Raw genomic sequence first — 11,282 nt, 5'->3', positions numbered from 1 at the left:
TTGCCGGTAGGGCCTATATGGAGGAAAAGCGTTGCGATTTCCAGCCTTCCGCCGCGCCCGGCGCCCGTCTTGCGCGTCCATTGTGGTTAAGCACTTGTTACGGGATTGCCCATATATTGGGCAGATCAAGTGCCTTGGAGGAGGAAATGTCCTTGACGCAGACTATGGAGGTGCGCGGTGGGGAGCGTGCGCCGGAACATGTTCTGGCGCCAATCGGAGAACGGGTCGGGCGGCTCGGCGTGGCGATCGCCGATATTGTCGGGCTCATTGCGGACCTGAGCGATGACGGTCAGCGCCAGAGCGCGGCCACAAACGAAGTGATCGCGGCGGCAGGCGAGATGAGCGCGGCCACGACCACGCTCGACAAGGTCATGAACGAAACGCTTTTGACGGCGAACGAGACGCGCGACGTGATCGGCAAGAGCGCCAGGGTGCTGGGCGATGTCGTGCAATCGAGCACGAAGGCCATGACGGCGCTGGGCGATGGCGCGCTCAAGGTCCGCGATACGCTGGTGACCGTTGAAGCGACCACCGCGCGGGTCAACGCGGCGAGCGCCTCGATCGGACAGATCGCGCGCGAAACAAAGCTTTTGGCGCTCAATGCGAGCGTCGAGGCGGCGCGGGCCGGGGAGGCGGGCGCGGGGTTCGCGGTCATCGCCCAGGCGGTCAAGACGCTGGCCGACCAGATCCACGGGTTTTCGGGCGAGATCAGCACCCAGCTTTCCTCGATGAAGGAGGCGTTGGCCCAGCTTCAGGCTCAGGCGCAGTGCAATGCCGATGCGGCAAACGAAGCGGCGGGGCACAACGCGGCGGCGACCGAGGCCACCGAAAGCCTTGCGCGGGTCGTGGGATCGGCCGATGCGCTGGTCAGCGGCATCGAGACGATGCGCGGGCCGGTGCAGTCCAATGTCGAGGGCTTTGCCGCGGTCCAGAGCGGGCTCGACGGGCTCGCGGCCTCGATCGCGCGCTCCCAGTCCCATCTCGATACGGCGGAAAACCGCGCCGAGGCGATCCTCACGATTTCCGAGGAGTTCATCCTGTTCGTCGCCGATAGCGGGGTCGAGACCGCCGATACGCCCTTCATCAACGAGGTGAAGGCACAGGCCGACCGCATCGGCGCGCTGTTCGAGAGCGCGGTGGCGGCGGGCGAGATCGCGATGGCGGATCTGTTCGATACCGGCTATCGCGAGATCGCCGGGTCCAACCCCAGGCAGATGCTGACGCGGTTCACAGCCTTTACCGACCGGGTCCTCCCGGCCATTCTCGAGCCGGTGCTCGAGATGGACCCGCGCGTCACCTTCTGCGCGGCGGTCGACCGCAACGGATATCTGCCCACCCACAACCGCATCTATTCGCACCCCCAGGGGCCCGATCCGGTCTGGAACGTCTCGAACTGCCGCAACCGGCGCATTTTCGATGACCGCACGGGGCTCTCGGCGGGGCGCAACACCAAGCCGTTCCTCGTCCAGACCTACCGCCGCGACATGGGCGGCGGCCAGTTCGCGCTGATGAAGGACTGCTCGGCCCCCATCATCGTCAACGGCAAGCACTGGGGCGGACTGCGGCTGGCCTACAAGGTCGAGTAACGGACGTTTGACTCGCGGGCGGCTTTGCCCTTATAAGCCGCCTCGACCTTCTGTCAGGCATTGATGGAATTCGAGTCACTGGGCATTTCCCGAGGGATTGCCGGTCAACACCCGCCAGCGCGTTGCGCCCGCGGGTGTCTTTTGCCTTTGACCGGTTTTATCTCTGGTGGCCGCGCCGCCGGACCTTTTTCTGGCAACGCTTCAGGCCCATATTCGGAATTCCTGAACTTCGGGCAGAAACAAAGTGAGCGATTTTGATGTTTGAAAGCCTTTCAGATCGTCTGGGCAAGATCTTTTCCGGCCTTACGGGCCGGGGCGCGCTGAGCCAGGCCGATGTCGAGGCGGCGTTGCGCGAAGTGCGCCGAGCGCTGATCGAGGCCGACGTGTCGCTCGAGGTGGTGCGCGCCTTTACCGAACAGGTGGGCGCGCGGGCGGTGGGGGCGGAAGTCACCCGCTCGGTGACGCCGGGCCAGCAGGTCGTCAAGATCGTCCATGACGAACTGGTCGCGGTGCTCGGCGAGGAGGCGGTGCCCATCTCGCTCAACGCGCCCGCGCCCGTGCCCATCCTGATGGTGGGCCTGCAAGGTTCGGGCAAGACGACGACCACGGGCAAGATCGCCAAGCGTTTCAAGGACAGGCAGAACAAAAGGGTCCTTCTCGCGTCGCTCGATACGCGCCGTCCGGCGGCAATGGAACAGCTCAGGACCCTTGGTGAGCAGATCGGGGTCGATACCCTCGAGATCGTGCCCGGCCAGTCGGCGGTCGAGATCGCCAAACGGGCGATCGCCTCGGCCCGCACCGGCGGCTATGACGTGGTGATGCTCGATACCGCCGGGCGCACCCATATCGATGAAGAGCTGATGGCGGAAACCGCCGAGATCAAGGCCGTTTCCAACCCGCACGAAATCCTGCTGGTTGCCGACAGCCTCACCGGCCAGGACGCGGTGAACCTGGCGCGCAGTTTCGACCAGAGAGTCGATATCACCGGTATCGTTCTGACCCGGGTGGATGGCGACGGGCGCGGCGGCGCCGCGCTTTCGATGCGGGCCGCCACCGGCAAGCCGATCAAGCTGATCGGTGTGGGCGAAAAGATGGATGCGCTCGAGGATTTTCATCCCAAGCGCATCGCCGACCGCATTCTGGGCATGGGCGACATCGTTTCGCTCGTTGAAAAGGCGGCGGAAACCGTCTCGGCGCAAGACGCCCAGAAGATGGCCAAAAAGCTCAAGAAGGGTCAGTTCGACCTCGATGACCTGATGGGCCAGCTTTTGCAGATGAAGAAGATGGGCGGCATGGCGTCCCTGATGAAGATGATGCCGGGCATGGGCCAGATGGCCAAGAACGTGCCCAGCGACAAGCTGGACGGCAAGATGTTCGACCGCCAGGTGGCGATCATCCAGTCGATGACCAAAAAGGAACGCGAAAAGCCCGACCTCCTGAACGCCTCGCGCAGAAAACGCATCGCGGCGGGGGCCGGGGTCGAGGTCTCCGAGATCAACAAGCTCATCAAGATGCACCGCCAGATGGCGGACATGATGAAAAAGGTATCGCGCGGGGGTGCGGGCGGGCTGGCCGGCATGTTCGGCGGCATGGGCCAGAAGATGCTGGGCGGCGGGGGCATGCCCGATATGGACCCCGCAGAGCTTGAAAAGATGGCCAGACAGATGGGGGCCGACCCCGCAAAGCTGCCCGATGATTTTTCAAAACTCGCCAAAAAGACCGGAACGGGCGGGCTGCCCGGCTTGCCCGGGCTTGGCGGCAACCAGAAATTCCCCGGATTGCCGGGCCTTCCGGGCCTGCCGGGAAAGAAGAAATAACCCTTTAGACCCAGACCAGAAACGGAAAGACCAAAGATGGCAATCAAGATTCGCCTTGCACGCGGTGGCTCGAAAAAGCGCCCCTATTACCACATCGTCATCGCCGATGCGCGCTCGCCGCGCGACGGGCGCGTGATCGAGCGCCTCGGCTCGTACAACCCCATGCTGCCCAAGGACGACGAAAAGCGTGTCGTGCTCGACACCGAGCGCGCCGCCCACTGGCTCAAGACCGGCGCCCAGCCGACCGACCGCGTCGAGCGGCTGCTCGATGCGGCAGGGCTCTTGAAGCGCGCGGCCAAGAACAATCCCAACAAGGGCAAGCCCGGCGCCAAGGCGCTCGAACGCCTCGAGGAAAAGAAGGCCGCCGAGGACGCCGCGCGCGAAGCTGCCGCGGCCCCTGCCCAAGAGGCTCCCGCCGAGGAAGCTCCCGCTGCCGAAGATACGGCTGCCGAGTAATTTTTCTTGGCCGGACCGGGCAAAAGCGCCGACAACCGCATTCTCATGGGCCGTATCGGTGCGGCCCATGGGATCGGGGGGGAGGTGCGCATCACCTCCTATACCGAGGACCCGCTCGCCATTGCCGGTTACGATCCGCTCCAGACCGACCGGGCGGGTCTCGTCGTCTCGATCACCAGGGCGCGGCTGTCCAAAAATGTGGTCATCGCAGCCATCAAGGGCGTTGCGGACCGCAATGGGGCCGAACGGCTCAACGGGGTCTCGCTGTACGTGCCGCGCGAACAGCTTGGCAAGGCCGATGAGGACGAGTTCTATCACGCCGATCTCATCGGGCTTGAGGTGCAGCTTGTCGACGGAACCCCGCTGGGCACGGTGACGGCGGTCACCAATTTCGGGTCGGACGACCTTCTCGATGTAAGGCTCGCGGCGGGGGGAAAATCGGTCTATCTGCCCTTTACCCGCGCGGTGGTGCCCGAACTTCATATCGAAAAGGGCTATCTCGTTGCCGTGCCCCCCGCGGGGTGGCTCGATGAGACCCCGCGCGATCCTCAAGACACGGACGATTGAGCCATGGGTTTCAGGGCGTCGGTCATCACGCTTTTTCCCGGCCTTTTCCCCGGCCCGTTGGGCGCTTCGGTGATCGGGCGTGGGCTCGAGAACGGGGCGTGGTCGCTCGAGACCCTTTTCCTGCGCGATTACGCGCCAGACAAGCACCGCACGGTCGACGACACGCCTTCGGGCGGGGGAGCGGGCATGGTGCTGCGGCCCGATATCCTGGCCGCCGCGCTCGATGATGTCGCTCCCGCCACCGATCCGCGCCCCAAACTATTGATGAGCCCGCGCGGCGTCCCGCTGACGCAGGCCCGCGTGCGGGACCTTGCGGGAGGCCCGGGGGCGGTGATCGTGTGCGGGCGGTTCGAGGGGGTGGACCAGCGGGTGATAGAGGCGCGCGGGCTCGAGGAGATCTCGATCGGCGATTATGTCCTTGCTGGCGGCGAGGTGGCCGCCATGGTGCTGCTCGAAGCGGTGGTGCGGCTGTTGCCCGGCGTGCTGGGGGCGGCGGAAAGCCATGCCGAGGAGAGCTTTGAGGGGGGGCTGCTCGAATACCCGCACTATACCCGCCCGCAGGTTTTCGAGGGCCGCGAAATCCCCGGCGTCCTGACCTCGGGGGATCATGGCCGGGTGGAAAAATGGCGGCGGGAACAGGCCGAGGCGCTGACCCGGGCGCGGCGCCCGGACCTCTGGGCGGCCTACAAGCAAAAATCCTAGACTCGCAGGGATTTTGGCGGTATAGCCGCGCTCGACCTATGGAGCCTTGCTCCGTCCGTCCAAACAAGACCGGGCACCCAAAGGGGCCCCATTGAAAAGATCAGAACGGATTTTTTGACATGAACATCATTCAGCAGCTCGAAAAAGAGCAGGCCGAGGCGCTTGTCGCCAAGCGCGCGGTTCCCGAATTTTCCCCCGGCGACACCGTCAAGGTATGGGTGCGCATCCGCGAAGGCGAAAAAGAGCGCCTTCAGGCCTATGAGGGCGTCGTGATCTCGCGCTCGGGCGCCGGGCTGATGGAAAGCTTTACCGTGCGCAAGATCTCCTATGGCGAGGGCGTGGAGCGCGTGTTCCCGGTCCTTTCGCCCATGGTCGACCGCATCGAGGTCTTAAAGCGCGGCAAGGTGCGGCGCGCCAAGCTCTATTACCTGCGCGACCGCCGCGGCAAGTCGGCCCGCATCTTTGAATCGACCAGCGCCCGCACCAAGCGCATCGAGGCCGACGAGCGCCAGGCCGTCGCCGATGCCAAGGCCGCGCGCGAGGCTGAAAAAATCGCCGCCGCCGAGGCGCTGGCCGCCGAACTCGCCGCGCAGGAAGCCGCCGAGGCTGCCGCCGCCGCCGCCGAAGCTCAGGCCGACGCGCCTGCGGCTGACGAGGCCAAGAGCGAATAACACATCGCTTATAAAGCCGATTCCGAATGCCCGGCCCCTGTGGCCGGGTTTTCTTTTTGGGAGAAGGGAACAAAACTGGCCGGTTGCGTGTCTTATGTCCTGTCACGTAAAAGCCGGCCATTCCGGCCGCCTTGCCGTGACGGCAAAGGGAGATCCGATCATGTCCGGAATAAAATTTTTGCCTCCGGCGCTGGCCATAGGGTTTGCGCTTGTCATCAGCCCGGCCTTCGCACAGGCGCCGGTGTCGACGGTTTCGACCGATCTCGGGGATGTACTGGCCGATGCGGACGGTATGGTACTCTATACGTTCCGCAACGATGAAGCCGGCGTTTCCAATTGCTATGACCAGTGCGCCGAGAACTGGCCGCCGTTTTTTGCCCAGGACGACGCTGCCGAAGAGGGCGGCTATACGCTCGTCACCCGCACCGATGGCACGGTGCAATGGGCCAAGGACGGCATGCCGCTTTATTACTGGGTCGGCGATACCGAACCCGGCCAGACGACCGGGGACGGGGTTGGCGGCAACTGGGACGTGGCGCGGCCCTGAGGACCCTGACCGCGCGGGCGGCATCGTCCACCTGTTTTAAAAACGCTTCCGGGTGTGAAGTCCCAGGGGACAGGCAGGCGCGCGGCCGATTCCATCAAAACAGAAAAAACTCCAGGCTCGGGTTTGCCTTTCGAGTCAAACCCGGGTAACCCGCCTCATGCTCCAGACAACCGCCCTTTCCGACTGGCGCCCCGCGCGCGTCCATGAGGCGCTGGGACGGGATTTTTTCGATCCCGTCGAAGGGGCCGATTTTTCGCAACTTGTCCTGCGCTACCGCAACCGACGCTGGGCGGAGCGCATGGGGCTGGGCGGGCTGACCGATGCGCAATGGCTCGACCATTTCGGGCGCTTTGTGCCGCTTCCGGGAAGCTTTGAGACGCCGCTGGCGCTGCGCTATCACGGGCATCAGTTCCACAGCTACAACCCCCAGCTTGGCGACGGGCGCGGATTCCTGTTCGCGCAAGGGTTTGATCGTGAAGGCATGATCTTGCGCGATTTCGGCACCAAGGGGTCGGGGGTAACTCCGTGGTCGCGAGGCGGGGACGGGCGGCTGACCCTCAAGGGCGGGGTGCGCGAGGTTCTGGCCGCCGAAATGCTCGAGGCGCTGGGGGTTGAAACCTCCAAGGGGTTTTCGCTGATCGAGACGGGGGAAAGTCTTTACCGCAACGACGAACCCTCGCCCACGCGCGCGGCGGTGCTGGTGCGGTTGTCCCATTCCCATATCCGCATCGGCACCTTCCAGCGGCTGGCCTTTTTCAAGGACGAAGCGAACCTGCAAAGGCTCGTCGAGCACGTGATCGCCCATTACTATCCCCATCTCAACGCTCTGCCCCAGGAGGACCGGGTGCCGGCCCTGCTCGGCGCGGTGGCCGGAAACGTCGCGCGGGTCGGGGCGCAATGGATCGCCGCCGGGTTCGTCCATGGTGTTCTCAACTCCGACAATATCAACATCACCGGGGAGAGCTTTGATTACGGCCCCTGGCGCTTTCTGCTGCGCTACGATCCGGGGTTTGTCGCCGCCTATTTCGACGAGACGGGTCTATACGCCTTCGGGCGGCAGCCCGATGCGCTGGCCTGGAACCTCACGCGGCTGGCCGAAACGCTGGTGCCGCTGGCAAGCGTTGAAACGCTCGAACCCGAACTCAACCGCTTCTGGCCCGCCTTTCAGAACAGTCTTGCACAGGCGGTGCTGCGGCGTCTGGGATTGAAGGCGCAAGGAGAGGAAAAGGACCGGCAACTGGTGTCGGCTCTTTATAGTTTCATGGCGGCGGCCGCGCCCGATTACGAGCGGGTGTTCTTTGACTGGCGCGGCGGGGGTCTGGCGCACGACAAGGCGATGGCGGGGCCTCTGGGTGCGCTTTATCGTGGCGATGATTTTGCGCCGGTGCTGTCGCTTCTTAAGACGTTCGAGCCTTGCGAAAATGCCCGGGCGCATCCCTATTTCGGGGGCCCCGCCCCGCGCACCCTGCTCATCGATGAGGTCGAGGCGATCTGGGCGCCGATCGCGGCTAACGACGACTGGTCGCAATTCTTGAGCGCGCTCGACGATATCGCGGCGATGCGGGCCGCCTACGCGGTCTGAACCTTTCACCGTTTATTGACTGGCTGTCCCTGTGGCGAGCGCCTAAAAGACATTCCCATGAACCGCCTTCGCGCCCCATTGCTGACCCTTGCGCTTGTGGCCGGGCCCTTGATGGCCGGGCCGGCGCAAGGCTACGACATAAGGACCGGCGCCGAGACGGTGGTCGAGCTGTTCACCAGCCAGGGCTGTTCGCGCTGCCCGGAGGCGGATGCCCTGCTGGCCCGGCTGGGCAGGCGCGACCAGGTGGTGGCGCTGGCCTATCATATCGATTACTGGGACTATATCGGCTGGCAGGACACCTTCGCGCTGTCGGCCAACACCGAATTGCAGAAGGCTTACGCGGCAAGCTGGGGCAAGGGACGGGTCTTCACCCCGCAAATGGTCGTCAACGGCGCGCTGGGGATGGTGGGCAGCCAGCGCAGCGATGTGGAGGCGGCGCTGGCCGATACCGAGCTCGCGCTCGATCTCGACATTGCGATCGAGGATGGGGACGCCGCCCACCTCGTGGCGCCCGGCCTGCCGGGGGCCGGTCCGTCGATTGTCTGGCTCGTGACCTTTCGCGCCGAGGCCGAGGTGCCAGTGACGCGGGGCGAAAATTCGGGCCGCACCCTGCGCTACAGCAACATCGTCACCGGACGGCAGGCCATCGGCATGTGGAACCCCCAAACGGGCACCGATATCGCCATCCCGCTCGAAGCCGCGCTTGGCCCCAATGACGGGGCGGCAATCCTCATACAGGAAAAGAACGGCGAACTGCCCGGCCCGATCGTGGGCGCGGCCATGATCATGCGCTGAGCCTTAAAAAAGAACCCTCGACCGGGATCGATCGAGGGTGGGGGATTTTGGAGATCGTAGGCAAACCTTTGGCGGACCGGCACCTTGCAGGGGCGGTCCGCCATGCCCCCATATCCGCCAAACGGATTTGGGGAAGGGCGGCCGGCCAGCCGGGTTCAAGGTTTGGGGGCTCGGTGAACCCGGCGGCCGGCCACTGGAGGCAATGAATGGACCCTAGCGGTCCATTGCGGCGCCAAAGGGAAGGGATTGTGTCTGAAATCGGTTATTTTGAGGGAATGTTCGCGTTTTTCCGGAGCCCCGAAATAGGGCTTGCCAGCACCGGCGAACGGGGCAATCATCGTCTCGATGACAATTGAGCGACAATGGGTGCCCGTGCGTGAGCGATAGTCTGGATTACTCCTCCGGTCCTATCCGCCTCCGTGTTCCAGGGCCCGCGCCATCCCGGCAACGGGATGTCTCCGTCGTTAGCTTCGACCGGCGCGAGCTGGGGCTGATCCTCAACGTCTATGGCAAGAAGGTCGCGAGCGGGGAGTGGCGCGATTACGCGCTCGACATGCTCGGCGACCGTGCGCTGTTTTCCATCTACAAGCGCAGCTCGGAACGCCCGCTGTTCGTCGTTGAAAAAAATCCGCGCCTCGCGCGGCGGCAGGGCCAGTATATGATCCATTCCATCGAAGGGCGGGTCTTGAAGCGCGGGCACGATCTGGCCAATGTGCTGCGCGTGCTCGATCCCGATCTTTATATCGTGCGCTGACTCTCGCGCACGGAGCCCTGAAAAAGAAAAGGCCGCGGAAATCTCCGCGGCCTCTTTTTGGCTTGGGATGCAGCGGGTCCTTATTCGCGGTTGCCGAACAGGCGCAGCAGCATCAGGAACAGGTTGATGAAGTCGAGATAAAGGGTCAGCGCGCCCATGATGGCGAGCTTGCCCAGGCCCTCATGGCCGATGTTCTCGGCATAGGCTTCCTTGATCTTCTGGGTGTCGTAGGCGGTCAGGCCCACAAAGATCAGCACGCCGATCGCCGAGATGGCGAACTCGAGCGCTGTGCTCTGGAGGAACATGTTGACCACCATGGCGATGATGAGCCCGATCAGCCCCATGAAGAGGAACGAGCCCATACCGGTCAGATCGCGGCGGGTGGTGTAGCCGTAAAGGCTCATCGAGCCGAACATGGCGGCGGTGATGAAGAACACCTTGGCGATCGACGCGCCGGTATAGACCAGAAAGATCGAAGAGAGCGAAAGCCCCATGACGGCGGCAAAGCCCCAGAAGACAAGCTGGGCCGTCGAAAAGGAAAGCTTGTTGATCCCGAAGCTCAGCACCAGCACGAAGGCGAGCGGGGAGAGCATGATCACCCAGCTCAGCGGGCTACCATAAAGCAGTTGCTGCGCCTCGACGCTCGAGACGGCCCATTGTGCGGTGAAGTAGGCGACAAGCCCGGTCACGGCCAGGCCGATACCCATATAGTTGTAGACGCGCAGCATGTGGCTGCGCAGACCCTCGTCAATGGCGGCGGCCGTAGCTGCACGACCCGTAAGGGTCTGACGGTCGTATTGTGCCATGTTTCGTTCCATCCTCGTTTTGCAATCGTGTGGCGGGGAGCCGCGCGACATCCCGATGATGCCGCCCGATTTGGCTCACAATATGGAGACGGATGATTGAAATTACAAGAATAACCCGGTGCGGCAATCGGGTCTCAAAACTTTTGCCTTGTCGTGCCATAGAACCGGAAAAACCTGATAGTGTCCGTAAAGACGGGCTTCCTTTTTCCCTGGAGTGTGCGATGCCCAGAGTGTTCACCGGACTGGAGATCCCGCCCGATGTCGGCCTTGCTCTTTCGCTCAAGCGCGGTGGGCTGATGGGCGCGCGCTGGATCGATCCGGACAACTATCACATCACCCTGCGCTATATCGGGGATATCGACCTGCGCGTGGCCGACGAGGTGGTCGAGGCGCTCGAGCGGTTCGGGACGTCCGGGGCCATCGAGATAACGATCGACCATCTGGGGGTGTTCGGCGGCAACAAGCCGCGCGCCCTTTATGCCGGGGTGGCGCCCAACGCGGCGCTCGACCGGCTCGAGGCGGCCCATGGGCGGGCGCTGCAGCGGGCGGGACTTGAGCCGGACGGCCGCAAGTTCGTGCCCCACGTGACCCTTGCGCGGCTTGGCGGCACCCCGGCGCAGGATCTGGCCACCCACATCGCCCAGGCGGGGCATTTCGTGCCGCTGAAATTTACCGCGACCCGGTCGGTGCTTTATTCGAGCCGCAACCAGATCGGGGGCGGCCCCTATGTGGTCGAGCACGATTTCCCTTTTGATGTCTGAGCGCGAAGGCGAGGGAAGCTTTTCGCGTTCAGTCCCGGTTAAGCAAGGGTTTGCCATAAGGGGCAAAGACGCTCACGGTCCGGGTGGGGCCAAAATACGGCCAAATTTCCATCTAGATTGCCACGAGATTTTAAATGAATCCGACGCAATTTTTGCTCCTTGGTAACCATAGGGGCGCAAAATCGCCGCAGACTGAAAAGCGTTGAGTTTTTGCGTTGTGACGATAGGAAGGGTATGG

12 protein-coding genes are annotated in these 11,282 nt (G+C 63.7%); 11 read left to right on the top strand and 1 reads right to left on the bottom strand.

All coding sequences use genetic code 11. The annotated features are described in order from the left end of the window. The first annotated feature begins 152 nt into the window (after positions 1–152). The 10 genes from DQG18_RS01875 to DQG18_RS01830 all read left to right on the top strand — a co-directional run bounded on the left by DQG18_RS01875 (position 153) and on the right by DQG18_RS01830 (position 9,477). On the top strand, positions 153–1,586 hold the full coding sequence (locus DQG18_RS01875) for a methyl-accepting chemotaxis protein (RefSeq protein WP_198669627.1): 1,434 nt from the start codon (positions 153–155) through the stop codon (positions 1,584–1,586). A 257-nt stretch (positions 1,587–1,843) separates the two neighbouring features. Beyond that, on the top strand, positions 1,844–3,403 hold the full coding sequence (gene ffh, locus DQG18_RS01870; RefSeq protein WP_116652512.1) for a signal recognition particle protein: 1,560 nt from the start codon (positions 1,844–1,846) through the stop codon (positions 3,401–3,403). A 36-nt stretch (positions 3,404–3,439) separates the two neighbouring features. Further along, the gene (gene rpsP, locus DQG18_RS01865) at positions 3,440–3,859 is read left to right on the top strand and encodes a 30S ribosomal protein S16 (protein WP_116652511.1); all 420 of its coding nucleotides are present in this window, start codon (positions 3,440–3,442) and stop codon (positions 3,857–3,859) included. 6 nt (positions 3,860–3,865) lie between these two features. Next, positions 3,866–4,426 (top strand): ribosome maturation factor RimM, encoded by a 561-nt coding sequence (gene rimM, locus DQG18_RS01860; protein ID WP_245958333.1) that lies wholly within the window; start codon positions 3,866–3,868, stop codon positions 4,424–4,426. A 3-nt stretch (positions 4,427–4,429) separates the two neighbouring features. Beyond that, a complete protein-coding gene (gene trmD / locus DQG18_RS01855; RefSeq protein WP_116652510.1) occupies positions 4,430–5,128 on the top strand; it encodes a tRNA (guanosine(37)-N1)-methyltransferase TrmD in 699 nt (232 codons plus the stop codon). 119 nt (positions 5,129–5,247) lie between these two features. Beyond that, on the top strand, positions 5,248–5,799 hold the full coding sequence (gene rplS / locus DQG18_RS01850) for a 50S ribosomal protein L19 (protein WP_116652509.1): 552 nt from the start codon (positions 5,248–5,250) through the stop codon (positions 5,797–5,799). Between the two features lie 160 nt (positions 5,800–5,959). Beyond that, entirely contained in the window at positions 5,960–6,346 is a 387-nt protein-coding gene (locus DQG18_RS01845) for a COG4315 family predicted lipoprotein (RefSeq protein ID WP_116652790.1), read from the top strand. Positions 6,347–6,503: 157 nt separating this feature from the next. After that, entirely contained in the window at positions 6,504–7,928 is a 1,425-nt protein-coding gene (locus tag DQG18_RS01840; protein WP_116652508.1) for a protein adenylyltransferase SelO family protein, read from the top strand. Positions 7,929–7,985: 57 nt separating this feature from the next. Continuing rightward, positions 7,986–8,723 carry a DUF1223 domain-containing protein gene (locus DQG18_RS01835; protein WP_116652507.1) on the top strand — a complete coding sequence of 246 codons (738 nt, stop codon included), beginning with the start codon at positions 7,986–7,988 and terminating at the stop codon, positions 8,721–8,723. Positions 8,724–9,099: 376 nt separating this feature from the next. Further along, positions 9,100–9,477 (top strand): DUF2794 domain-containing protein, encoded by a 378-nt coding sequence (locus DQG18_RS01830; protein WP_425454204.1) that lies wholly within the window; start codon positions 9,100–9,102, stop codon positions 9,475–9,477. Between the two features lie 80 nt (positions 9,478–9,557). On the opposite strand, the gene DQG18_RS01825 is transcribed toward DQG18_RS01830, so the two are convergent. Next, complete coding sequence (locus tag DQG18_RS01825) at positions 9,558–10,283, bottom strand: Bax inhibitor-1/YccA family protein (RefSeq protein WP_116652506.1); 726 nt, start codon at positions 10,281–10,283, stop codon at positions 9,558–9,560. Positions 10,284–10,504: 221 nt separating this feature from the next. Here DQG18_RS01825 and thpR point away from each other — a divergent pair, with 221 nt between their 5' ends. Beyond that, positions 10,505–11,044, top strand: a complete 540-nt coding sequence (gene thpR, locus DQG18_RS01820; protein WP_116652505.1) for an RNA 2',3'-cyclic phosphodiesterase — start codon at positions 10,505–10,507, stop codon at positions 11,042–11,044. Positions 11,045–11,282: the final 238 nt, after the last annotated feature.

It is taken from the genome of Pelagibacterium sediminicola (assembly GCF_003390885.1).
GTDB lineage: Bacteria > Pseudomonadota > Alphaproteobacteria > Rhizobiales > Devosiaceae > Pelagibacterium > Pelagibacterium sediminicola.
Note: the sequence above shows the minus strand (reverse complement) of the source record. Positions and strands in the feature narration are given on the sequence as shown.

Coding starts and splice junctions, on each gene's coding strand:
- rpsP (WP_116652511.1), top strand. CDS start 3,440: ATGGCAATCAAGATTCGCCTTGCACGCGGTGGCTCGAAAAAGCGCCCC.
- DQG18_RS01835 (WP_116652507.1), top strand. CDS start 7,986: ATGAACCGCCTTCGCGCCCCATTGCTGACCCTTGCGCTTGTGGCCGGG.
- thpR (WP_116652505.1), top strand. CDS start 10,505: ATGCCCAGAGTGTTCACCGGACTGGAGATCCCGCCCGATGTCGGCCTT.
- trmD (WP_116652510.1), top strand. CDS start 4,430: ATGGGTTTCAGGGCGTCGGTCATCACGCTTTTTCCCGGCCTTTTCCCC.
- rplS (WP_116652509.1), top strand. CDS start 5,248: ATGAACATCATTCAGCAGCTCGAAAAAGAGCAGGCCGAGGCGCTTGTC.
- DQG18_RS01840 (WP_116652508.1), top strand. CDS start 6,504: ATGCTCCAGACAACCGCCCTTTCCGACTGGCGCCCCGCGCGCGTCCAT.
- ffh (WP_116652512.1), top strand. CDS start 1,844: ATGTTTGAAAGCCTTTCAGATCGTCTGGGCAAGATCTTTTCCGGCCTT.
- DQG18_RS01825 (WP_116652506.1), bottom strand. CDS start 10,283: ATGGCACAATACGACCGTCAGACCCTTACGGGTCGTGCAGCTACGGCC.
- DQG18_RS01845 (WP_116652790.1), top strand. CDS start 5,960: ATGTCCGGAATAAAATTTTTGCCTCCGGCGCTGGCCATAGGGTTTGCG.